Genomic DNA, 23311 nt, shown 5'->3' with positions numbered 1-23311 from the left:
GCGGCTCAATACGCCAGGAAGGACGAACCTTCAAGCGCGGGCCGCATGGCATGAAGAGGGGATCGAGAGGACGGGCGGACGGTAAAAAAGAGCGAGCGGAGGGGCTCAGGCCTTGGCGGTCGTCGTGGCCTTGGCGCGCTTCGAGGCGGCCTTGTACTGGTCGTAGAGGCGCGGGACGGGGAAGTTCTCGAGGCGCGTGCGGTAGCCCGTGTCCTTGGACCGGTTCTCGGCCACGAGGATCGCGTCGATGAGCTTCGCCCGGGTGCCGAACTTCTCCTTGACCTCGGAGAACGTCGCGTGGAGGCGCAGGAGCTTGGCGTTCGAGACGTGATCGAGGCCCTTGTCGCCGCCGCGGTCCGCGCTCGTCCGGCCGACCCACAGGTCCTCCGTCATGAAGCCCTTGACCGCCTCGACGAGCTTCGCCTTCTCGCCGAACTTCTCCTTCACGATCGAGAGCGGTGCCTTGCGTGCCATGTCGTTTCCTCCGGTGGCGCGAGATCACTCGCGCGGTGAACGGGTAGGGGGCGCCATGTAGCAGACGGGGAGGGGGAAAGGCAAGCAGGCCGGGCCAAAGCGACCCGGGCGTTTGGTTTTGCCCAGTCGGGCGGCCCGAGAGGCCAGGCCCGCGGCCACGACTGTCCGGAAAAACCTCTCGTCGACCCGCGGCGCTTGCGGGCGAAACGTGGCCTCGCCACGTACCCCCCGAGGGCGCGGCGCCCTCCACGTGACGAAAGAGAAGAGAGGACATGGACGAGAAGATCATCCCGTGCCTGAACGAGCTCATCGCTCTCGATCTCGCGTGCGCGGCGGCCTACGAGGTGGCGTGCGGCGTCTGCAAGGACGAGGAGATCAAGGGCAAGCTCTCCGAGTTCCAGGAGGACCACCTGCGGCACGCGCGCGAGCTCGGCGAGCACGTGCGGAGGGCGAACCAGGAGCCGCCGAGCGGGCTCGATACGAAGGGCATCATCATCCACGGCTTCACGACGCTCGCCTCGCAGGAGGATCGCACGGCGGTGCTGGCGATGCGCGGCAACGAGGAGCTCTCGAACAACGCATACGCGTCGGCGCTGCAAGCGGGTTTGCCCGAGGAGCTCCAGGGGCTCGTGCAGGCGAACTTCGAGGACGAGCGGCGGCACATGCGCTGGATCCGCGGCGCGATCGTGCTGCGCGGCTGGGACGTCGAGCAGCCCGAGCTGCGTGAGCTCTCGGAGGAGGCCCAGGGGGCCCGGAGGGCCGCATGACGTGCCCTCGGGAGCCGCCCCGGGCTCCCGTGATACCTTCCCGCGCATGAACGCGGTTTTCACGTCGAGGCCCGCCACGGCCGCGGACTACGACGCGTACGTGCGCCTGTTCCCCGAGCTCGGCACGCCCGATCCGACGCTCTCGCCCGAGGTATGGACCGCCGAGCTCTTGCCCCACACCCTGATGCTGGAGCAGGGCGGCGCGGTGGTGGGGTACGCGTACGTCATGGCGCTGAAGGGGACGGGCTACGTGCGCCACGTGGTCGTCGCGCCCGAGGCCCGCGGACGAGGCGCGGGGCGCGCGTTGATGCGGGCGAGCGCCGAGCGGTTCCGCGCGGCCGGGTGCGCGCGCTGGTGCCTGAACGTGAAGGTCGACAACACGCGCGCGATCTCGCTGTACGCGTCGGTCGGGATGGAAAAGCTCTACGAATCGACGGCGATGCGGCTCGGCTGGGATGTGGTCTCGCGTTTGCCCGGGGAGGAGGGGATCACGGCGAGGACGATCGAGCCGCACGAAGACGCGGCGCTCGAGGCGGCGTTCCGCATGCCGGACGGCTTGATCGCGACGAACCGCGCGCGGGCGGGGTGGGTGCTCCTGCGGCTCGTGGACGCGGCGTGGCCCGAGGAGGCGCGTGTCGGGCTCGCCTGCTTCAACCCCGCGTTCCCGGGGTCGTTCCCGTTCTGCGTGGCGAGGCCGACGCTGGCGCGGCCGATGCTCGAAGCCGTGCGGCCGTACGCGCGGCCCGAGGACGATGTCACGAACGTGGTCGTGGAGGACGACGCGGCGACGAAACGCGCGCTCGTCGAGGCAGGCGCGATCGTGCGCATGGAGCTCTTGAACATGGCAGGGCCGATCCCGGAACGGGTTTGACCCTTCAGTTCGGGGATGGGCCCGCGAGCAGCTCCGCGGCCGTCTCGCGGATGCGGGGCTCGGGGTCGCTCGTGGAGAGCTTGCGCAGGATGGGCTCGGCCGCGGCGCGATCGAGCGCGGCCATCGAGAGGGCCGCGGCCTCGCGCACGAGGGCGTACGGGTCCTCCTGCGCCATCGTGGTGAGGGTGTCGAAGGCGACCTTGTCACTCGCGCCCGCGCCGAGGCGGCCGAGCGCCTCCGCGGCCCGCACGCGCAGCGGCCAGCTCGAGGCCTCGCGGCCGAGGCGCGCGACGGCGGCGATGGTGGCCGGATGCTTGACCCGGCCGAGCGCGGCGAGGGCCGCCCGGCGCACGCTCTCCTCGGGATCGGAGAGCGCGTCGATCACCGCCTCCTGCGCCTCCTTTTCGGGCCTACGCGCGAGCAGCTCGACCGCGCGCGTGCGGATCTCGAGCGCCGGGTGGCGGACGAGCGCGACGAACGCAGGGACGACGGCGGTCGCGATGCGCTCGATGGCCGCCGAGGCGGCGCGTGCCGACTCGGGATCGAGCTCGTCGCCGGGGCCGACGAGGGGCGCGAGCGCGAAATCTCCCTCGCCCGCGAGAAGCGCGTCCGCCACGACGCGGGCCCGATCGGGTGAGGTCTGCGCCGCGGCGACGGCCGCCCGTTCGAGCGCGGGCGCGAGCGCGACGAGCGCGCGGGCGCGGGATGACGCCTGCCGCGCCGCGTCGGGCCCGAGGTTCGCGAGGATCTCCTTGATGGAGAGCGGCCCATCCGGCACCGGGAGCGCCTCCCCTGCGCGGGAAAAGTTCTTCGTGGCGAGGGCGGTCGCGGCGGCGACGGCGGTGCGGCGCAGCGGCTCGTCGGTCGCGAACAGGCTCGACGCGAGGGCGCCCTGGGCCGAGGCGCTCTGCGCGGCGTCGCCCTTCGGGGCGAGGCGCGCGAGGGCGACGAGGGCCGCTTGCCGGAGGAGCGGCTCGTTCGCGTCGGCGAGCGCGACGAGCATGTGGAGGTTCTCGTTCTGGGCGACGCCGACCTCGGCGAGTGCGTGTACGGCCGCCGCGCGCGCGGTAGCGCCGGCCTCGGGCGCGCGGGCGAGGGCCACGAGCGCGGGGGCGTACTTCTTGTCGTGTGTGAGCCCGAGGCCGAGGGCCGCGACGCCGCGCACCTCCGGCGAGGTCGAGCCGAGCAGCTTGACGAGCAAGGGCTCGGCCTTCTTGTCGCCCATACGCGCGACGCCCCAGGCCGCGGCGACGGCGATGGCGTCGCTCGGCAAGAGCGCCGCGCCCGCCTCCTTGGGCGCGAGCATCTGCTCGTATTTCGGCAGGATCGCGGGGTCGCGCAGGGCGCCGCAGGCGATCATGGCCCGGACGCGCAGGCTCTTGTCGGCCTGGCCCGTGGCGTAGTTGTAGAGGGCTGGTCCGGCGCTCTTGTTCTCGACGTAGGCGAGGACCTCGATCGCGATCTTCTGCTGCGACTCCCTGTCGTCCGCGAGCGCGTCGAGCAGCGGCTTGATCGCGCGCGCGCCGATCTTCGCGAGCTCGGCGCGGGCCGCCTTCGCCGAGGGCGAGGCGCCGCCCTCGTGGCGCACCTTCTGCACGAGCGGCAGCGTCATCGCGCCGTAGAGCTCGACGAGCAGCCGGCGGTAGATCGCCTTCTGCGGGTTGCCGACGGCGACGGGCAAGAGCTCGCGCTCGAGGGACTCGAGCGAGTTCTTGCCGAGGTTGATCTGCATGCTCATGCGCGCCGCGCGCGAGACGAGCTCCTCGTCGGGCGACGAGCGCACGACGCGGCGGAAGAGCCTGTCGGCCTCGTCGACCTGGCCGCTCGACAGGAGCAGCTCGGCGAGGTCGAAGTAGACCGGGAAGAGCCGGTCGTTCCGCTGGATCGCTGCCCTGTACTCGGCGATCGCGTGCGTAAAATCCTGGCGACGGCGGTACATGTCGCCGAGCTTCTGGTGGCCGTTCGCGTCCTCGGGCGAGAGCTCGACCGCGCGCGCGGCGTACTTGATGGAGTCGTCGTCGCGGTAGAGCTCGGCCGCGTACTGGGCCATGCGCTGGTAGAACTCGCGGGCGCGCTTGGGGTTGACCTCGACGAGCTTCTCGAGGACGCCGATCGCGCCGAGCAGGTTTTGCTCGAGCACCAGGATACGCTCCAGCGCGAGCAGGCTCTCCTCGTCGCCGGGCGCGAGCTCGGTGACCTTGCGCAGCGTGGCCTCGGCGTCCGCGAGGCGATGCAGGCGGCGCTGCACCTCGGCGAGCAGGCGGCCGGCTTCGAGGTCGGGCGGGCTCCCGTTGAAGCGCGCCTGGAGCGGCGCGACGCGGCCCGGCAGCTCGTGCGCGAGCGACCAGAGGCTCACGATGTGCGTACGCGCCTCGCGGGCGAGCAGTTTGTCGTTCTGGGACCCTTCGAGCAGCTCCTCCCAGATCGACCGCGCCTCGGCGTAACGCTGCGCGGCGCTGCCGAGCGACGAGGCCGTGCGCTCGATTGCGATGGCGAGGGTCTTCTTGTAGCGGAGGTTCTTCGGCTCGAGCTGGACGGCCTCGCGCAGCGCGTTCAGCGCCTCGAGCGGCATGTCGTGGTCGAGGTAGACCTCGCCGAGCAGGGAGCTCGCGCGGGCGCGGTTCGGCACGACTTGCTTGATGCGCGCCCACGTCTCCAGCGCCTTTTTCTTGTCGCCGGCCTGGTAGTACCTGTCGCCGAGGTCGACGATGTACGTGTGATCGGCGCCGCCCGAGGCCGCGAGCTTTTGCAGGACCTTGAGGGCCTTGTCCTTCTCCTCGACGCGCTCGTAGAAGTCGGCGACGGCGGCGAGGATCTCGGGCTCCCTGCCGACGCGGGCCTCGAGCTCGGTGAGCAGCTTCAGCGCCTTCGGGCGATCGCCGCGCTGGATGAGCGTCTCGCAGAGCTCGAAGACGAAGTCGGGGTTGTTGGGCGCGGCCTTGATGAGCGCCTCGTACTCCTTGATCGCCGCGTCGAGCTCGCCCGCGGTCTGCAGGAGGTGCACGAGCTTCAGGCGTACATCAATCGCGCGGGTGTCGATGCCGAGCACCTTGCGGTAGGTGGTGATGGCCTTGTCGACGGCGCCCGTCTCTTCGTAGAGCCCGCCCAGCGTGGCCAGGCGCTGCGCGTCCTGCGCCTTCTCGGCCTCGAGGATCGGGATGAGCTCGGCGAGCTTGCCTTCGGCGCGGAAGGCGTCGGTCATGATGAGCAGGATCTCGGCCCGCACGCCGGCCGCGCCGCCCGCGACCACGAGCGCGCGCTTGAGCACGGAGAGCGCCTCGTCGGTCTTCTTTTGCCGCGCGAGGACCTGGCCGAGATCCCGGAGCGCGGGCGCGAGGGCGCGGTTGTCGCCGGCGGCGGCCTTCACGAGCTCGCGGAACTCGACCTCGGCGCGATCGTAGACCCCACGCGCGGCGAGCTCCCGGCCGAGCTCGGCCTTCACGAAGAGCGAGCCCTGCGCCGACTTCACGAGCCCGTCGTGGTACTTCTTCGCGGCCTCGTAGTCCTTCAGATCGAGGCAGAGGCCGAGCAACGTACGCGTCGTCTGCTCGAGGTCCGGCCCCGGCTTGAGCAGGGTGAGGGCCTTCTCGTAACTCGCGCGGGCCGCGGATTTGTCGCCGCGCTCGGCCCTGAGCTGCGCGAGGGCCAGGATCGCCTGCGGATCGTTTGGTTTCTCGGCGATCGCGGCCTCGTACGTCTTGACCGCGTCCTCGGGGCGGCCGTCGAGCTTGTAGACGCCGGCGAGCGCGACCTTCGCGGCCCACGCGTCCGCGCCCGGCGCGGCGGCGCGTTTCTCGAACTCCTCGACGAGCTTCTTGATGTTGCCGTCGCGCTCCCGATAGAGCTGCGAGAGCCTCTGCAGCGGGAACGGGGCGCTCGGCTGCGAGATGACGATCGCCGTGTACCGCGCGATCAGCGCGTCGCTGCCCGGGCCTTTTTTCGACTCGGCATCCTGCTTCGGCTGCTTCGGCTGCGCCGGCCTGCCGCCGCCGGGGTTCGGCTTGGGCGGCTTCTTGCGGTTGCGCCCGGACGGGTCGAAGTCCGCGGCCTCGGCCGAGGGCGGCGCGAGGACGGTCGCGGACAAGGGCAAGCCGAGGAGCAGGCAGCCGGCGAGGACGTGGGAGCGCACGCTCGGGAGGGTACCACGGTGAAGCGGGCCCTGCCTGTCCGTCCCGCTCAAGGCCGGAACGTCGAGAGCGCCGCGATGAGCACGAAACCAAGCAGGACGAGCGACGCGGCGAGCGCGACCCGCAGGCCCGCATGCCTCTGCCTCGCCGTCGCCAGGATCTCCGGCCGCTCCTCCGCCGCGGCGGCCTCGGCGAGGTTCGCTTCGAGCGCTCGTTGCGAGCTCTGCGTCCGCGCGAGGATCAGGAGCACCTCCGCGAGGGCCGCGACGGCGACGAGGCAGACCGCCACGAGGCGCGCCGAAGACGCCCTCGCTCGCTCGCGCGCCTCGGCGGCGGCCGATCCATCGAGCAAGAGCTCGAGGCGCGGGGCGTTCGTCGCGACGGCGTCGGGCGCGAGGGGCCAGGCGACCGTGCCGTCGCCGCGCTCGCCCGGATCACCGGCGACGACGATCGACGCGGGATCCGCGGGCGGCGTCAGGTCCAGGCGCCCGCGGAAAAACCCGGCGTCGTCCCGCGCGAGTGGCACGACCGCGCCGAGCAGACGGCCCGCGTCGGTCACGACGGAGACGTAGACGCGATCGCGCGGGGCCGGCGAGACGAGGACGAGGCCTTTGCTTCGGTCGGGGTCGAGCCAGGTCGCGCCGGGCCACACCGGCAAGATGCCCTCCCAGTGTCCCTCGTTTCCCTCGGGATCACGCGCGTCGATCGAGAGCTCGACGTGGTGCGCGGTCGGCGTGACCGTGAAGGACGCGGCGCCCTGCTCGTCCGTGGTCGCTCGCTCGGGCGTGATCGACGCGCCGGGTCCGGAGAGCGCGAGCGTGATGCCCGCAAAACTCCGGAGGGATGGCGAGACGATCTCGGGCAGGCCCACGGAGACGTCGAGGGCCTCGGGGAAAGGCGAGACGAAGAGGCCGCGGCGGGGTCGCACGAAGAAGCGGAAATGCCCCTTCGAGAGGCCCGTGATCATGGGATCGGGCGTCCCCGCGCGCGAGGGGGCGCGCAGCGGCACGGTCCCTTCGGCGAGGATCGTTTCTCCACGAAGCACCCGCACGGAGAGCGGCCCGACGAAGGGCGCGCCGTTCTCGATCGAGGCCTCCCCGACGCCGTCCGGGCCAAAGGAGATCGGCTTCGACGCGAGCTTCGCTCCGCCGTCCTCCACCTCGACGATCACGCCTTCGAACGTGGCCACCGCGTCCGCGCCGAACGACCTCCACGCGCCTTCGAGGCGGAGCGCGATCGTGTTACCACCGGCGACGGGCACGCCGCGCACGCGCACGAAGGGGGCCGGGTTCGGCGATCCCGGGCCGAAGAGCACGAGCGCGGTCACGGTCACGGAGGCCGCGGGCACGACGTAGGTGGCCAGGCGACCGAGCATGCGGGGCGAGTCTACCGCGGCCCGTTTGCCTTTGGGCAGCGCATCCGATAGAGCAGACGCGAGGGACGATGGGAGAGGCAAAGACGAAGAAGGGCGGGAAGAAGGCCTCGACGCGGGACGAGGTCGTGCTGAAGCTCCGCTCGGATCCGCGCACCGAGAAGCGGTTCGAGCCGAAGAGCTCGCCGTCGGCGATCCTGTCGGTGCTGGCCTTCTCGGTGGCGGCGGTGCTCGTCGGGGCCGGGACCTACGGGCAATGGCTGCGCGACGAGGCGCTCGGCCCGCACAAGGCGGCGCCGTGGTTGATCGCGGCCGGCGCGGCGGTGCTGATCGCGACGGCGCTCTTCGGGCCTCGGCCCGCGTTGCCCATTCGCGTGGGGGATGCGGGCGTCGGGGTCGAGAAGGGCGGGAACGAGATCGAGCGGATCGCGTGGAACGTGGTGCGTCGGATCGTGCTCGGGGAGCGGTCGTTGACGGTGGAGGGCGAGGGGAGGTCGATCACGATCTCGCTCGCGGCGCTGCCGGAGGCGGCGGGCAAGGTGCTACGCGAGGCGCGCGAGCGGATCCCGGTGGTGGTGGAGGACCTCGCGCCGGGCGCGCTCGAGAGCAGGAGCGAGGCCGGGGCCGAGACGTTGCCGCTCGAGCCGGCGCAGGTCGCGGGCCTCAAGTGCAAGGCGAGCGGCAGGCTCATCGCGTTCGAGCGTGACGCGCGGTTCTGCGGTCGGTGCGGCGAGGTGTACCACCGAGAGGCGGTGCCGAAGCGTTGCGAGACGTGTGACGCGCGGCTCAAGTAGTTCCAGCAGCGCGTGGCCTCGGGTACGCTCGGGGCCATGTCGACTTCGCAGCTCGGTTCTCCGCGAAAGATTGTTGATCTCGGCGCAGGCATCACGGCCTGCGCGTGGCTCGGGAGCCAGGGCCTCGTCGCGTTTTTGACGTCGAGGCCGGCCCGCCTGGTGGTCGCGCCCGTGGGGGCGACGAGCGGCGAGCCGATCGATCTGCCTCGAATCACCGCGCAGGAGGTGGCGCTGCTCTCGAAGGACGTGGCGCTCGTGCGCGACAAGGAGGGCACGGTCTGGTCGGTGCCGATCGCCGATCCGTACCGGGTGCGCGAGGTGGTGCGCGACATGCGGACGTTGCTGCCGCGGCCTTCGGGGGAAGGGGCGCTCGCGATCAGCGACGATGGCAAGTTGATCACGCTGACGCTCGGGCGGGGCGAGGTGAGCGCGCGGCCGGCGGAGGTGTCGGGGCAGATCCGGGCCGCGCACGTGGGGCCGGGCGTGACGTACTTGCTCGCGGAGGGTGAGCAGGGCGGGCAGCTCCGCGTGATCCCGGGGACGGCGCTGGAGCGGATCCCGAGCGCGCGGGTGAGCCTGCCGGCGGAGGCTTCGGCGTTTGATCAGGTGCGCGGCGGCGGCGCGTTTGGCGTGGTGTTCAAGCGCGGCGAGGCTTCGCTTTGCGTGGTGACGCAAGGCGGCGAGCGCGCGGAGGCGGCGCTCGTGACGCTGGAGGGGCCGATCGCGGACGTGACGGTGACGGAGACGAGCGTGGTCGTGGCGTTCGCGAGCGGGAAGCTCGCGTTGTACGAGGCGGCGACGCTCGTGGCGCCGGGCGAGGGGCCGAAGGAGCCGGCGAGTACGGTGGCGGCGGGCGGGAAGGGTCGGCCGCGGGTGTTGCTCGCGACGACGACGAAGGGGGCGACGTCGATCTGGGTGGGGACGGCCGAGGGCGAGGTCCTGCGGGCGGCGGTCGAGGAGGTGGAGGTGGCGGCGCCGGAGCCGGCGAAGGTGGAGGTGGTGGCGCCGCTCGTGCAGGGGGCGTCGAACGAGGAGATCGAGGCGTTCCGCAAGGAAATCGCGTCGTTGAAGGGCGAGCTCGGTGAGAAGGCGCGCGAGCTTCAAACCGTGAAAGGCGAGCTCGACGGGAAGGCACGCGAGTCTCAAACGGCAAAAGCCGAGCTCGTCGAAAAGGTGCGTGAGCTCGAGGTGGTCAAGAGCGAGCTGGCTGGGAAGGCGCGTGAGCTCGAGGTGGTGAAGAGCGAGCTGGCTGGGAAGGCGCATGAGCTCAGCGCGGTGAGAGCCGAGCTGAGTCAGCAGACGCACGAGTTTCAAAATCAAACACGTGAGCTGGACAGCAAGGCACGCGAGCTCGAGGCTGCCCATCACGAGCTGACCCAGGCGAAGCGTGATCGAACGAACGCGCTGGACGAGCTCCGCGAGGAGCGCGAGAGGTCCGAGCAGAGCCTCGGCAAGCGGATCGACGCGCTCCTGCCCGAGCGGGCGCGGGGCGGGGTCGACTTCGTCGTGTCCCTCGTCGAGAGTCGCCTGCGCCGCTGATCAGAGGCCGAAGCGGCCGGCGTTCTCCCGCAGGAACGCGAGGTAGACGTCGGCGCACTCGTGCGACGGGACCTCGCCGCTGTCGACGGCCGCTTCGAGCGCCTTCTTGAGCTCGCCGATCTTCCGCGAGGGGGGCAACCCGAAGGAGCGCATGATCTCGTCGCCGATGCCGCTCGGCAGGGGCGGCACCACGGCGTCGAGCTTCTGGATTTGCTCCACGCGATCGGCGAGCTCGCTGATCTGGCGCAGGCCCTTCTTCTTCTTTTCGGGGCGCTTCGTGGTGATGTCGGCGCGGGAGAGGTCGAGCAGGTCCTGGAGCTGGTCGCCCATCTCTTTCGCGAACCGGCGCACGGCGCTGTCGGTCCACGAGGCCTCGTACTGGCTCGCGCGCAGGTGGTGCAGGATGAGGAAACGGACCGAGCTCTTCAGCGCGGGCTCGGGGTTGAAGAGCGGCAGGCGCCGGTCGAGGCGGTCGAACATACGCGCGCCGACCTCGGCGTGGCCGAAGAAGTGGACCTCGCCCGAGGGGGAGATCGTCCGGGTCTTGACCTTGCCGATGTCGTGCAGGAGCGCGGCCCATCGGACTTCGATACGCGGGACGGCTTGCCGTACGACTTGCTTCGTGTGTTTCCAGACGTCCTTGTGGCGCCACTCGCCGTCGCCGAAGCCAACCATGGCCTTGACCTCGGGCAACATGGCGCCGAGGGCGCCGCATTCGAGGAGGGCGTCGAGGCCGTCTTCGGCGTCGCGGGACATGATGATGCGGTCCATCGCGTGGCGGACGTCGGGCAGGTAGAGCGAGGAGGCGGCGCGGAAGTCGTCGAGATCGGCTGCGGGCGCGGTGACGGCGGGGGGCTTGCCGGTCTCGGCGCGCTCGACGGCCCAGGCGAGGGCCGTCATGGCGCGCTCGGGGTCAGGGGTCTTCGCGTTCGTTTCTTCCACGCAAAATCTCGGTGAAATGGGGAGGGGAGGGCGTAGCGCGGGCCGCCTTGCCTGTCGAGCGCGGGCGTCACCTGCCCGGGCGCAGCACCGTCGTCACGCGGAAGGAGCCGCCGATCTGCGTCGACATGTTCGGCTCGCTCGGGCGCGTGACACCCACGAGCATGCCCGGGTGCAGGCCGAGCGGCAGCTCGGAGACGTCACGCACGAGCATCCTGAGCAGCGCGATCACCATCGGGTGATGGCCGACGAGCAGCGCGTCGGATTGCATCGCGGCGAGCTCGCCGAGCAGCAGGAGCGGCGGCGATTCGTCGGGCTCGAGCTCGGAGAAGGTCTCGATCGGCAGGGCCGTCGCGCCGAGCACGCCGGCCATGAGCTCGGCCGTGTGGTGGGCGCGGACGTAGGTGCTCGCCACGATACGAACGAGGCTCGGGGCGTGTTGTGATCGCAGGGTCTTGCCGATCTGCTCGACGCCGAGGATGCCTTCGGGGGTGAGGGGGCGATCGCGGTCTCGGCCCGAGGGGGAGCTCTCGGCGGCGAGGCCGTGGCGCATCACGTAGAGGTTCATGATCGTGAAGGGAGCCTGCCATGACGGAGGCCCCCTCGGGGAGGCGTCCGTCAGTTCGTCTTCGCGGGCGCGCGGCGGCCTTCGGCGGCGTCGGCCTTCTTGCCGGCCGGGGCGGACGCGGCGGGGTCGGGCTTGCCGGAGCGCGCGATGCCGTGTTTGGAGAGCACGAGCGCCTCGATCCGCTCGAGCACGTCGGGGTGCTGCTCGAGGTAGTTGCGCGCGTTCTCGCGGCCCTGGCCGATGCGCTCGCCCTGGAAGGAGAACCACGCGCCGCTCTTCTCGACGATGTTCGCCTCGGTCGCGAGGTCGATGACGTCGCCGGTGTGGCTGATGCCGTGGCCGTAGAGGATGTCGAACTCCACCTCGCGGAAGGGCGGGGCCATCTTGTTCTTGACGATCTTCACGCGGGTGCGGTTGCCGACGACGGCGGGCTCCTTGCCGGTGGCCGCCGCCTCCTTGATCTTGCCGATGGCGCGGATGTCCATACGCACGGAGGCGTAGAACTTGAGGGCGTTGCCGCCGCTCGTGGTCTCGGGGTTGCCGAACATCACGCCGATCTTCAGGCGGATCTGGTTGATGAAGATGAGCAGGCAGTTCGACCGGGAGACGGTGCCGGTGAGCTTGCGCAGGGCCTGGCTCATGAGGCGGGCCTGGAGGCCGACGTGGCTGTCGCCCATGTCGCCTTCGATCTCGGCCTTGGGGACGAGCGCGGCGACGGAGTCGATGACGATGATGTCGACGGCGTTCGAGCGGACGAGCATGTCGGCGATCTCGAGGGCCTGCTCGCCGTAGTCGGGCTGCGAGATGAGCAGCTCGTCGGTCTTCACGCCGAGCTTCTTCGCGTAGTTCACGTCGAGCGCGTGCTCGGCGTCGATGAAGGCGGCGACGCCGCCGGCCTTCTGGATCTGGGCGATGGCGTGCAGGGTGAGGGTGGTCTTGCCGGAGGACTCCGGGCCGTAGATCTCGATGATGCGGCCGCGGGGGTAGCCGCCAATGCCGAGGGCGATGTCGAGCGAGAGCGAGCCGCTGGAGACGGCCGCGACCTCGTCGTGCAGGCTCTGGCCCTCCTTGAGGCACATGATCGCGCCCTTGCCGTACTCCTTCTCGATGCTCGCCTTCACGAGCTCCAGGGCGGCTTGCTTCTGCTTCGGGTTCTTCTCGTCACTCATGGCGACCTCGGGGGTGGCAAGGGGCAGGGAGGGTAGTGGCCCGCGGGTTTGGTGCCACGAACCGTTCGTCTCGGCTGCGTATACTGTCCGGCTGTTCAGGAGGCAAGGCGGAACGGCGGGAGGGCGGACAGGGAATGTCACCCCCAAAATGTCTCGTCAGAACAGGCCGATGGAGAAGTGGAAGGCGCCGAAGTCCTCCCAGGGGCGGCGGTTCATGTTGATGCCGTAGTCGAGGGCGAGCGGGCCGACGGGGGTCGTGATGCGCAGGCCGGCGCCGAGGGCGTACCGCAGCGAGAAGTCCATGGCCGCCGCCTCCTTCCAGAGGTTGCCGGTGTCGAGGAAGAAGCCGGCCTGGAAGAGGTCGGTCACGGGCACGCGGAGCTCGAGGCGCGGGTTGACCGAGAGGTCGCCGCCGCGGACGGGGACGTTCTGGCGGATGTAGCCACGCGTGAGGGAGACGTCGTTGTCAGGGGCGAAGTCGTTCTGCGCGGCTTTTTGCTCGAGCTCGCGGGCGACGTCGGCAGGGACGAGGGCGTCGGCGAGGTAGGAGCGGATCGTGTCGACGCCGCCGAGGAAGAAGAGGCGGTCGGGGTAGGTCTCGCTGCCCTGCTTGAGCTGGAGGTTGTAGCCGGCGGCGAAGCTCATCGCGACGGAGGGGCCGCCCGGCGTGAGCTCGAAGTAGCCGGCGACGCGGCCGCTCATGCGCAAGAAATGGCTGTTGATGTTGGCCGCGCGCTCGTCCGTGGGCAGCGCGTTGACGTGCTCGACGCCGAGCGCGACGAGCGCGCCCTTGGTCGCGGCGAAGGCGTTGTTGCGGCCGTCCCACGCGAAGTTGAGGCGCTCGGCGACGGCGAAGGTGCTGCCGAAGGGCACGCGGAGCAGCGGGATGAGCGGCGAGTCGACGGCCGTCGCGTTGAAGACGTCGATCTCGTTCACCTCCGCGGAGGCGCCGACGCGTACGGTGATCGTGCGCTTCGGCCGGTAGGCGAGCGTGGGCACGAGCGCCTGCCGGCTGATGCCGAAGCCGCGCTGGTTGTCGCGCACGTCGATGCCGTCGACCGAGAGGCTCACGAGCGGGCCGAGCCCGATCTCGGGGAACGTGATCGAGGCGGTGTTGCGGCGCTCGAGCTGCTGGCCGACGCTGAGCTTCTCGTAGTCGGCGCGGACGCCCGGATCGAGGACGATGAAGTCGAAGAGGTAGGAGAGCTGCACGCGCAAGGTGAGCGCGATGGCGAGGCCGGCGATGTTCTTGTTGCCGTACTCGACGGCGAATCGAAGGCCCTCGCCCGTGGAGAAGCCGACGCGCGGATCGAGGTACTGCGGGACCTGCTCGCTCACCGTGACGAGCACGCGCTTCTGCTTCTGCGGGACCTCGGGATCTTCGAGGCCGACCGAGACGCTGGAGAAGGCGCCGAGCGCGCCGATGCGCTCCTCGCTGCGCCGCGCCTGGCGCTCGACGAAGGGTTTTCCCTCCTCGAGCACGACGCGGCGCAGGATGAGCTCCTCGCTCGTGCGCAAGGCGCCGCGGACGACGAAGCCGCCGACGATGACCTGATCACGCTCGGTGATCACGAAGCGCGCCCGGGCCCGCGTGCGGTCGGGGGAGGGCTCGATCGAGGCCTTCACCTCGGCGAAGGCGTAGCCACGATCGCGGTAGGCCTCGACGAGCCGGAGGCGCGCCGCCTCGAGCTCGATGGTGGAGAGGGGCCTGCCGAGCTCGAGGCGGCTCGTCTCGAAGAGGGCCTTCTCCGAGAGCGTGCGGCTGCCTTCGAAGGCGACGTCGTGCAACAAGGTCTGCGGGCCGAGGTGCATCGGGATACGCAGCGCGATCTCGCGCGAGCACTCGACGTGCTTGAGCGGATCGGGGCGGCACGCGAGCGCCTGCGGGGGCTCGGGCTCGGGCAGCGGGAGGCCGAGGGCGTCCTTCGCGCAGACGGCGTCGATCGGCTCGCGCGGCGCGGGGATGCAGCGGCCCGCGGGGGAGCGCGCGCTGCACGTGGCGCGCTCGACCTGCACGGGGCCGACGACGGCGTTGAGGTACCCCTTGCTGTAGGCGAGATCTTTCAGGTGCTTGAGCGCGCGCTCGTAGGTCTCGGGCGCGTAGGTCTCGATGGGGTTCAGGTCGAGCGGCCTCGCCACGGCCCGCGGCCCTTTGCCGCCGAAGAGCGCCGAGACCGCGTTCGGGTCCTTGAGCGAAAAACCCTTCTCGCCGGGCAGATCCTCGAGGAGGAAGCTGTCGATCTCGCCGCGCACCTGATCGGCGTTCCAGCTCTTCGGCAGGCACGGGAAGGCGCGTTGCACGACGCGGACCTGCTCTCCCTCGTCGATCGTGAGCACGAGGTGATGGACCGGATCGTTCGGGCCGCCGCGCTCCTCGGCGACGACACGCGCGTCGAGGAAGCCACGCTGGACGTAGAAGCGGGTCAATCTCTCGAGCAGTTCCTGCGTCTTCTGTTCAAGACCCTTCTTCGGCGCGATCGCCGCGGAGAGCTCGACCTCGTCGACCGAGCGGTTGCCCTCGAAGACCGGGACGACCCGCGGCCCGGGCGTGACGTACACGAAGAGATCGCTGGTCGACGCCGCGAGGCGCACCACGTGCTTGACGTCGGCGCGGTAGAAGCCGTTCTCCCGCAGCACCTCGGCGAGCTCGCGATCGGCCTCTTCGAGCAGCGGCTCGTCGATACGCGCGCCGACCCCGAACCGGTACTTCTCCTCGAGGCCGCGGAGCTCGCGCTTCATGCCGGGCGTGATCACGAACTCGCGCCGCGTCACGGTGCGCGGCGCGCCCGCCTCGATGTCGATGCGCAAGACGACGCGGGTCGGGTCGTCCGTGTCCGAGACGTCCGCGCCGACGGTCGCCTGCGGGTAGCCGTGCTCCGCGTAGTAACGGCGGATCCGCTGCGCGATCTCCGTCAGCATCGGCGCCGTGATCTCTCCACCTTCACGCACGCGCGCCGCGTCGAGCGTCGCCGCGCGATCCAGCGTCGCGCCGGCGAGGCGGATCGAGGCCACGAGGCGCCGCGGCAGGACGAACACGCGGAGCACGACGCCGCCTCCCTCGGCGAACGCCTCGACGGTGACGCGCGCGAACTGCCCCGTCTCGTTGAGCTCGCGCATCACGGCGCGCGCGGCCGAGGGCTGGAAGGCCTCTCCGAGGCGGACCTTCGTGACGCGCGGCGACGTGCTCCAGCGTGAGCCCACGGTCACGACGTCGACGCGGCGGATGGGTTTGCCCGTGAGCGCGGTCGTGTCCGGGGGCGGTGCGAGCTCGGGCGCGGCGAGCGCGGCTTGCGGCTCCTCTCCGGCGAGCGCCGCGCTCTCCCCGGGGCTCGAACCCTGCGTCTTCGCGCCTTGGGCCCCCGCCGACCTCGCGTCGAGCAGGCAGACGAGCGAGCAAACCGCCAAGAGGCAGCGGGCTCGTCGGGACGGGGAAAAACGCGGGATGGGCACGGACGAGGGTGGATGAGGGCACAGGCGGACCTCGCGGCCCTTTGGAGACGCCCGTCCCGATGCTACCGTCCGCCCGAGTTGCTCGCCAAAAGGTACGGCATGGCTGATCCAACGATCCTGATAGGCGCGGTCGCGTACGACCCGAAGGTCGTGACCATCTGGGAGGGCATGCGCGAGCACTTCCAGGAGCACGGCGTCGCCCTCGATTTCGCGCTTTTCTCCAGCTACGAGCGGCAGATCGAGGCCCTCGTCCACGGGCACGTCGACATCGCCTGGAACTCGGGCATCTCCCACGTGCGTGTGAAGCGGCGCACCGAAGGCAAGGTCGTCGGCATCGCCATGCGAGACCGCGATCGCGACGTTTGCTCCAAGATCTTGATCCGCCGCGAGGTCGTCGTTCGCAAGCTCACGGATCTTCACGGCAAGACGCTGGCCGTGGGCACACGCGACTCGGCGCAGTCGCGGATCTTGCCGCTCTATTACTTGAAGCAGGCGGGCGTGGATCTGAACCAGGTGAAGATCCTCGCGTTCGACTCCGATCTCGGCAAACACGGGGACACGGGCGCGAGCGAGCACGCGGTGCTCGCGGCCGTGCACGAGGGGCGGGCGCACGCGGGCGCGGTCGGGAGCCTCGTCTTTTCGGCCGAGCAGGCGGCGGGGCACGTGGATCCCCGCATCGTCGACGTCCTCTGGACGACGCCGACCTTCGACCTGCGGATCTTCGACGCGATGCCCACGCTCGCCACGGACAAGGTCGAGGCGTTCCGGCGCATCCTCTCGGAGATGTCGTACGCGAACCCGAAGCACCGGAAGCTGCTCGACATGGAGGGCCTGCGCCGCTGGGTCCCCGGCCGCGAGCAGAGCTACACGCCCGTGCGCGCCGCGCTCGACGATCTGCCCGGCTACTCCTGACGATCGCGGCTCATTCGAACTCCAGACGCCAGCGCAAGTCGGCGCCGAGGTTGCCGAGGGGCGAGCTCGAGACGTCGTTCGTGTTGTCGTACGCGCCCTGCACGATGACGCGCTTGCCGAGGCGCCACTCGATGCTCGAGCGGACCTCGCGGTTCTCGGTGATGCCCGTGGTCACGGTGGCGCGTACGTCCTCGGTGATGCGCTTGCCGAGCGTGACCGTGGGCTCGGTGCGGCCCGTGCGCGACGAGTACGACGTGCCGAACCGGAACTCGTCGATGAGCGGCACGATCGTCTTCACGGCCTTGTCGGCGCCGGTGAGCGCCGCGAGCGCCTCGAGGCCCACGGTCTCGCCGAGCGACGAGGCGAGCCCGCGATCCATCTCCGCCCGCGTGAGGCCGAGCGTCAGGAGCAGGACGATGTCCTCCTGGCCGAGCGGCGGATCACTCGTGAGATCGAGCTTCACGTTCTCCTGATCGCCGTGGGCGTACAGGTTGATGCGCCACTGCTGGCCGAGGCTCGCGGTCGCCGCCGCGCTCGTGCTCGTGTCCGCAGGCGCGCCTTGCCCGCTCGTCGACGCGTAGCGCCGGTACTCGGTCTGCGCGCGTAGATCGATCCGCGGCGCGAGGCGCAAGGGATCGTCGAAACGAACCGAGCCCTCGCGCACCGTGAACTCGCTGTTCCGCAGCCTGAGCTTCGAGTCCGGCAGGATGCGCAGGTTGCCGCGCGCGCCGTAGCGCTGGTTCGTCCCGGAGAGCGCGAGCCCGGGCGGCGTCACCTCGAGCTGCATGTCCACGAGCCCGTTCGAGAAGCGCATCGGCCGCGGCGAGACCACGTTCACGTCGAAGCGCAGCGCGTCGTTCTTCGGATCGTACGTCTCGACCTCGGTGCGCTTCGGCCCGCCCGCGAGCTGGTTCAGATCGAGGCTGAGCGCGATCGGCCTCGAGTAGGTGAACGAGGTGAGCGAGACCGTCCCCTTCACCTCGGGCAGGTTCTTCTCAGCGCGCTCCTCGTCGCCGGTGCTCGGCCGGAACGCCGCGGCGAGGTCGGCGTCCGCGGTCAGGTTGATGCCCTCGCCGAGCGGCATCTTCACGCCACGCGCGACGATCGACGCCTCGGCCGTGCCGAGCTCGAAGCCGCGGATCGGCATGCGCCCCGTCACGCTCACCTCGCCGCCGCCGACCTTCGCCGCGCCGCGCAGGATGCGCACCTCGCTGTTCGTGACCGCCACGTCGACCTCGATGTCGTCGATCGACACAGGCAGCCCGCGCAGCGCGAGCTCGCCGCCGCGCAGCCGCGCCGAACCGCCGTACCGGAGCGCGTTCGTCGTGCCTTGCACGCGCAGGTTCGCCTCGAGCGAGCCCTTCGCCCGCGCGACCTGCGGCATGTCCGCGGACAGGCGGCCGAGATCGAGCGGCCCGACGCGCAGGCCCACGTCGAACTCGGGCGCGGTCACGAGGCGCTGCACCCGCCCGCCGAGCGCGATCGGCGCCGACAAACCCGAGCCGCTCTGCACCACGAGCTCGAGGTCGGGCAGGGCGAGGGTGTTGTTCTGCACGACGATCGGCCCCGGCGTCCCGCGGAGCGCGACGCTCTGGCCGCCGCGATCGAGCTCGAGCCCCGTCAGCGCGACGACGACGTCGCTCTTCGCGAGATCGTCGAGCGGCAGCCTGCGGAGCTCGATCCCCGCGTCGAGCCTGCCGTGCGGCGGCGTGGCGCTGAACGCGACGCCGGGGATCAGGTTCGCGAGCGTGCCGAGGTCGAGCCCGCGGGTCGTGACCTTGCCCGTCACGACCTTGTGCTTCTGCCGCGTGACACGCACGTCCTCGAGAGAGAGCTGCCCGCCCGCGAGGAGGCCGTCGACGCGGAACGTGCCCGGAGACGCGTCCCGCTCGTACTCGGCCCGATCGAAGGGCGCCGTGCGTGGGTTGCCGCAACGCGTGAAGCCGATCGTCTTCACCTGCGTGGTCTCGGAGCCCATGAGCACGCGGAGCTGCGACGACGGCAGCGACGAGGGCCCGATTCGGATCGGCGAGATCTGCACGTCGGCTTGCGCTTCGAGCTGGCTCACCGTGCCGCCGATGTTCGCGATGGCCGAGACCGATCCGTCGAGCGGCTTGCCCATGCGGCCGAGCGCGTCGAGGTGATCGATCGGGATCCCCGTGGCGATCGCTTGCCCCGTGATACGTCCGCCCGGACGAACCGAGACGCTCGCGAGGATCGAGCCCGAGCCCTTGCGCAGGCTCGCCGCGTGCACGTCGAGGTGCATGCCCGCGGCGCCCGCCTCGCGATCTTCCCAGTCGAGATCGACGTCGACGTCCCCGTCCGAGTACTTCTCGCCGAAGAGCGAGACTTCCTCGAGGTGCATCTTCGTCTTCACCCGCAGCCGCCCCGAGCCGCAGCGATCCTCGGGCCCGCCGACCACGAAATGCACGCGCGCCGTCCCGCTCGCGTTGCCGTCGATCTCGCTGAAGCGCGGGTCGTCGTCGAGGTGGACGATCTTGTAGAAGTCGTGGAGCCAGAGGTGCGGCGCGCCCTGCGTGTCCACGTTCGCGTCCACCACGACGTTCGGGCCCGCGTCGAAGTCCACGTGCACCTCGGGCGCGCGGACGCGGCTGTCGCCCTTGCGCAGGTGCACGTCCGCGAGGCGCAGGTCGAAGGGCTCGAAGAAGACACGCGCGCTCTCCACGTCGCCGAACGAGAACGCCGCGAACTCGAAGCCCTTGATCGACACGTCGGCCTCGATCTTGGGGCGCGTGAACGGCCCGCGCGCCGAGGCGCTGACCTCCGCGATCCCCGCGAGCGGGATGTCCTTGAGCGGCGAGATCTCCGACAGGTCGACGTGCGAGCCCTTCGCGATGTCGATGTCGAGGAAGCTCCTGAAGAAGAGCTTTACCGTCGTGAAGAGCTCCGACTTCGGCGTCTGGATCGCGACGTCGTCGAGGACGATCCCCGTCGGCCGCACGCGGAACGTGCCGCGCAGCTTGCCCTCGGCCACGCCCATCATGTGCCCGCGCGCCGGATCGGTCGTGGGTTTGTCGAAGACCTCGAAGTTCCTCGTCGCGATCTCCATCGGCCCGTCGAGCGAGAGCGGCGAGAGCGTCCCGGCGAACCGCTCGAAGCGGCCTCGCTCGAGGTGCCAGGCCACGTGCGCCTGCGGGTGCACGCCGAGGTCCCGGAGCAGGCCGGGGAACTGGAGGTCGCGGACCTCGATCGGCCCCGCGCTGAGCGGCGCTCCGGGCGCGAAGGGCTCGATCTTCACGTCGGCGATCGACGCCTGACCGTCGGCCCACCCGAGCTCGACCTTCGACACGCGCACGACGTCCTCGGCGATCGAGACCTCGCCCTCGAGCGTCGTCGCGAAGACCTTGCCCGACAGACCCGGCCGATCGGCCTCGATGCGCCCCGCCACGCGCGGCAGCGTGGACTTGCCGTCGTGCTCGATCTCCACGTCGAGCCCCACGGCGCCCGTGAGCCAAGGCGTGTCCACGAAGCGATGCGCGAGCGGGATCGGCAGCCGCGTCCGCAAGCGCCCGCGAAACGCCGGCACCCCGATCGGCGCCCCGCCCGACGGGAGCTCCACCCGCAGCGCGCCGAGCTCGAGCTCCACCACGCGCCAGTCCTCCCGCGGAAGCTCGCACCCCGGGCTCGTCGCCGCGTCCGGATCGAGGTCCGCCGCGCCGAGCAGCCGGAGCCGCCGCACGAGCAGCCCCTCCGCGTCGACGCGCACCCGCGTGTCGAGCCGGCAGATCACGTCCTCGTCGACCATGTCCTCGCCGGGCCGACCGGGCATGGGGTGTGTCCGGACGATCGACGATTTCCCGGCGCGGAGCGCGATCTCGAAGGCCCCGTCGTCCTCGGCCGAGACGTCCACGTCGACCTCGCTCGTCACGACGTGCACGCCCTCGACGAGCGCGTCGATACGCGCGTCCGTCACGGCGAGCGAGGAGAACGGGGCGCGTGTCTTCTCGGCCGACGTCGGCGAGACCGGCAGCTTGAACGCGAGGTTCTGGAGCGCGCCGTCCTTCACGACGGCGCGGATCCGCGGGCCGAGCACCTCGACCTCGCCCACGTCGAGCTCCCCGTCGAGGAGCGAAAAGACCCGCGGGCGCACGCTGATCCGCTCCACGGCGAGCGCGGGCGGGCCTCCGTCGGTCGCGTCCACGACGAGCTCTTCGAGGTCGATCGCCATCGGCCACGCCTGCACGGCGACGCGGTAACGCGCGACGAGGCCGAGCTCGCGCTCGATCACGGCGGCCGTCTCGCGGGCGGCCCAGGCGCGGACGGGGCCCGTACGCACGAGCGCCCCGAGGACGAGGGGGATGGCCCCGACGAGGGCAAACAGCGCGCAGAGCGCCACGGCGAACGCGCGCCCGACGTCCCTTCGCCCGCGTTTTCGCGTGCGTTTGTTCGTCGGGGCGCTGCCTGCGGCCATCCAGCCGAGCTTACCTCAGCCCCGTCCACGGTGCCGGGATCACCGTCCGTCCAGGGGGCCCTTCAGCGCTTTACGCGGCCGCAGAATCCTGGAAACATCCGGCCGTCTTGCGTGCGAGGTCCGGGTGCAAATGTGCCTGGGCCTCATGTAGTTCGGAGGGCCGATGCGATCGACGATCCCCGCCACGCTGGTGGCGCTTGGCTGCTTGGCAATTCACGCGTTCGGCTGCGCGGGCGGCACGGACGAAACCACGTCGGCGGGGCAAGGCGGCTCCGCGGGGGCAGGCGCCGCCGGGGGCGCCGGGGGCGCTGGCGGCGGGGGCGGCCAAGGTGGCGCCGGCGGCGCGATGTGCACGCCGACCGACGAGCTTTGTGACGGCGTCGACAACGACTGCGACGAGCAGGTCGACGAGGACTGCCCGTGCATCGACGGGCAGACGCAGTCTTGTTACTCGGGTGATCCGACCACGGAGGGTGTGGGCCCCTGCACCCCGGGCCAGCAGACGTGCGACGAGAAGGGCGCCTGGGGCCCGTGCATCGGCCAGGTCGTGCCGAAGTCGCAGGAGAGCTGCAACGGCATCGACGACGACTGCAACGGCGAGATCGACGACATGGGCCTCACCGCCTGCGGCGTCGGCGCGTGCAGGGTCGAGGTCGTCACGTGCGAGAACGGGCAGCTCAGCACGTGCACCCCGCTCCCGCCCTCGCTCGAGGTCTGCGACGGCGTCGACAACGACTGTGATCAGCTCACGGACGAGGTCTTCCCGGACGCCGGCAAGACGTGCAGCACGGGGCTCGCCGGCGTCTGCGCCGCGGGCAAGTTCGCCTGCGACGCGAGCGGCGCGAAGACCTGCGTCCCCGACGTCACGCCCGTGCCGGAGACGTGCAACGGCGCCGACGACGACTGCGACGGCACGGTGGACGAGGACATCCCGGGCACGGGTGGCCAGTGCGGCACGGGCATGCTCGGCGTCTGCGCGGCCGGCGCGATCCAGTGCAACGGCACGACGATCGACTGCTTCCCGATCACGCCGCTCTCGCCCGAGGCGTGCAACGGCCTCGACGACGACTGCGACGGTGAGGTCGACGAGAACAACCCGGGGGCCGGTGTCGCCTGCCAGACGGGCCTGTCCGGCGTCTGCGCCACGGGCAAGACGAAGTGCGAGAGCGGCACGCTGAGCTGCCTGGCGGACGCCTCGGACACGCCGGAGATCTGCAACGGCCTCGACGAGAACTGCGACGGCGTGATCGACGACGGCAACCCCGGCGGCGGCGCTGCCTGCGGCTGCGGCGGCACGACGGTGTGCGAGGGCGGCGGGCTCGTCTGCCAGGGCAACGCGACGCTCTTCCTCGACGAGGACTTCGCGGACGCCCCTGGATGGACCCTCGGCTCCGAGTGGGAAGTCAAGGCGGCGGTCGCGAGCGGCACCTGCACGAACCTGAGCGGCACGCACAGTGATCCCGCCACCGACACCTCGCCCACGGACGACAACAAGGTCGCGGGCGTGATCGTGGGAGGTTGCTCGACGAGCTCCCAGAGCGCGACCTTGCACGGCTACTACTACCTGACGAGCCCGCCCTTCGACGCCTCGGCGGCGCCTGGCGTGCACCTCCAGTTCCAGCGCTGGCTGAACAGCGACATCACGCCGTACATGAACAACGTGATCGAGGTCTTCAACGGGACCTCCTGGGTGCAGGTCTGGCAGAGCGGGTCGAGCTCGTTCGCGTCGAGCTCCTGGACGAAGGTCACCTACGACCTCTCCCAGTACAAGAACGCCAACATGCGTATTCGCTGGGGCTTCAACATCGGCTCGAGCCTGGTCTACCCGATGGGCTCGTGGAACATCGACGACGTGGTCGTCTCGACGACGCCTTGTCCGTAGCGGAGGGGGGGGCTC

General features: G+C 70.8%; 14 protein-coding genes. 6 read left to right on the top strand and 8 right to left on the bottom strand.

The features are described from left to right. Positions 1 to 105: 105 nt before the first annotated feature. Positions 106 to 474, bottom strand: a complete 369-nt coding sequence (locus GF068_RS05885) for a hypothetical protein (RefSeq protein WP_153818242.1) — start codon at positions 472 to 474, stop codon at positions 106 to 108. A gap of 272 nt (positions 475 to 746) precedes the next feature. Here GF068_RS05885 and GF068_RS05880 point away from each other — a divergent pair, with 272 nt between their 5' ends. Beyond that, positions 747 to 1241: a DUF2383 domain-containing protein gene (locus tag GF068_RS05880; RefSeq protein WP_153818241.1), complete on the top strand. Its 495-nt coding sequence runs from the start codon at positions 747 to 749 to the stop codon at positions 1239 to 1241. 46 nt (positions 1242 to 1287) lie between these two features. After that, positions 1288 to 2112, top strand: a complete 825-nt coding sequence (locus GF068_RS05875) for a GNAT family N-acetyltransferase (protein ID WP_153818240.1) — start codon at positions 1288 to 1290, stop codon at positions 2110 to 2112. A 4-nt stretch (positions 2113 to 2116) separates the two neighbouring features. On the opposite strand, the gene GF068_RS05870 is transcribed toward GF068_RS05875, so the two are convergent. Together GF068_RS05870 and GF068_RS05865 are read right to left on the bottom strand one after the other, a co-directional pair. Then, a complete protein-coding gene (locus tag GF068_RS05870) occupies positions 2117 to 6241 on the bottom strand; it encodes a HEAT repeat domain-containing protein (protein WP_153818239.1) in 4125 nt (1374 codons plus the stop codon). A 47-nt stretch (positions 6242 to 6288) separates the two neighbouring features. Next, positions 6289 to 7614 carry a hypothetical protein gene (locus GF068_RS05865; protein WP_153818238.1) on the bottom strand — a complete coding sequence of 442 codons (1326 nt, stop codon included), beginning with the start codon at positions 7612 to 7614 and terminating at the stop codon, positions 6289 to 6291. 68 nt (positions 7615 to 7682) lie between these two features. Here GF068_RS05865 and GF068_RS05860 point away from each other — a divergent pair, with 68 nt between their 5' ends. Both GF068_RS05860 and GF068_RS05855 read left to right on the top strand, forming a co-directional pair. Beyond that, positions 7683 to 8405, top strand: coding sequence for a hypothetical protein (locus tag GF068_RS05860; RefSeq protein WP_153818237.1), 723 nt, complete (start codon positions 7683 to 7685; stop codon positions 8403 to 8405). A gap of 36 nt (positions 8406 to 8441) precedes the next feature. Continuing rightward, positions 8442 to 9944, top strand: a complete 1503-nt coding sequence (locus tag GF068_RS05855; protein WP_153818236.1) for a hypothetical protein — start codon at positions 8442 to 8444, stop codon at positions 9942 to 9944. Here the strand turns inward: GF068_RS05855 and GF068_RS05850 are convergent, their stop codons facing one another. The 4 genes from GF068_RS05850 to GF068_RS05835 form a co-directional block, all read right to left on the bottom strand. Beyond that, positions 9945 to 10886 (bottom strand): HD domain-containing protein, encoded by a 942-nt coding sequence (locus GF068_RS05850; RefSeq protein WP_338046243.1) that lies wholly within the window; start codon positions 10884 to 10886, stop codon positions 9945 to 9947. It lies immediately after the preceding gene. Positions 10887 to 10953: 67 nt separating this feature from the next. Next, the gene (locus GF068_RS05845) at positions 10954 to 11451 is read right to left on the bottom strand and encodes a SixA phosphatase family protein (protein ID WP_153818235.1); all 498 of its coding nucleotides are present in this window, start codon (positions 11449 to 11451) and stop codon (positions 10954 to 10956) included. A gap of 50 nt (positions 11452 to 11501) precedes the next feature. Then, on the bottom strand, positions 11502 to 12620 hold the full coding sequence (gene recA / locus GF068_RS05840) for a recombinase RecA (RefSeq protein ID WP_153818234.1): 1119 nt from the start codon (positions 12618 to 12620) through the stop codon (positions 11502 to 11504). Between the two features lie 156 nt (positions 12621 to 12776). Then, on the bottom strand, positions 12777 to 16025 hold the full coding sequence (locus GF068_RS05835) for a BamA/OMP85 family outer membrane protein (protein ID WP_153818233.1): 3249 nt from the start codon (positions 16023 to 16025) through the stop codon (positions 12777 to 12779). A 144-nt stretch (positions 16026 to 16169) separates the two neighbouring features. On the opposite strand from GF068_RS05835, the gene GF068_RS05830 reads away from it, so the two are divergent. Beyond that, complete coding sequence (locus tag GF068_RS05830) at positions 16170 to 16982, top strand: phosphate/phosphite/phosphonate ABC transporter substrate-binding protein (protein ID WP_153818232.1); 813 nt, start codon at positions 16170 to 16172, stop codon at positions 16980 to 16982. A 10-nt stretch (positions 16983 to 16992) separates the two neighbouring features. Here the strand turns inward: GF068_RS05830 and GF068_RS05825 are convergent, their stop codons facing one another. Further along, positions 16993 to 21414 (bottom strand): translocation/assembly module TamB domain-containing protein, encoded by a 4422-nt coding sequence (locus GF068_RS05825; protein WP_153818231.1) that lies wholly within the window; start codon positions 21412 to 21414, stop codon positions 16993 to 16995. A gap of 163 nt (positions 21415 to 21577) precedes the next feature. Between GF068_RS05825 and GF068_RS05820 the strand changes: the two genes are divergently transcribed. Beyond that, on the top strand, positions 21578 to 23296 hold the full coding sequence (locus GF068_RS05820) for a MopE-related protein (RefSeq protein ID WP_153818230.1): 1719 nt from the start codon (positions 21578 to 21580) through the stop codon (positions 23294 to 23296). Positions 23297 to 23311 lie beyond the last annotated feature (15 nt).

Source organism: Polyangium spumosum (assembly GCF_009649845.1).
In the GTDB taxonomy this organism is placed as follows: Bacteria; Myxococcota_A; Polyangia; order Polyangiales; family Polyangiaceae; genus Polyangium; species Polyangium spumosum.
Note: the sequence above shows the minus strand (reverse complement) of the source record. Positions and strands in the feature narration are given on the sequence as shown.

Excerpts from the sequence above, each read along its gene's own strand:
- GF068_RS05885 (WP_153818242.1), bottom strand. The coding sequence starts at position 474 with ATGGCACGCAAGGCACCGCTCTCGATCGTGAAGGAGAAGTTCGGCGAG.
- GF068_RS05880 (WP_153818241.1), top strand. The coding sequence starts at position 747 with ATGGACGAGAAGATCATCCCGTGCCTGAACGAGCTCATCGCTCTCGAT.
- GF068_RS05875 (WP_153818240.1), top strand. The coding sequence starts at position 1,288 with ATGAACGCGGTTTTCACGTCGAGGCCCGCCACGGCCGCGGACTACGAC.
- GF068_RS05865 (WP_153818238.1), bottom strand. The coding sequence starts at position 7,614 with ATGCTCGGTCGCCTGGCCACCTACGTCGTGCCCGCGGCCTCCGTGACC.
- GF068_RS05860 (WP_153818237.1), top strand. The coding sequence starts at position 7,683 with ATGGGAGAGGCAAAGACGAAGAAGGGCGGGAAGAAGGCCTCGACGCGG.
- GF068_RS05855 (WP_153818236.1), top strand. The coding sequence starts at position 8,442 with ATGTCGACTTCGCAGCTCGGTTCTCCGCGAAAGATTGTTGATCTCGGC.
- GF068_RS05845 (WP_153818235.1), bottom strand. The coding sequence starts at position 11,451 with ATGAACCTCTACGTGATGCGCCACGGCCTCGCCGCCGAGAGCTCCCCC.
- recA (WP_153818234.1), bottom strand. The coding sequence starts at position 12,620 with ATGAGTGACGAGAAGAACCCGAAGCAGAAGCAAGCCGCCCTGGAGCTC.
- GF068_RS05830 (WP_153818232.1), top strand. The coding sequence starts at position 16,170 with ATGGCTGATCCAACGATCCTGATAGGCGCGGTCGCGTACGACCCGAAG.
- GF068_RS05825 (WP_153818231.1), bottom strand. The coding sequence starts at position 21,414 with ATGGCCGCAGGCAGCGCCCCGACGAACAAACGCACGCGAAAACGCGGG.
- GF068_RS05820 (WP_153818230.1), top strand. The coding sequence starts at position 21,578 with ATGCGATCGACGATCCCCGCCACGCTGGTGGCGCTTGGCTGCTTGGCA.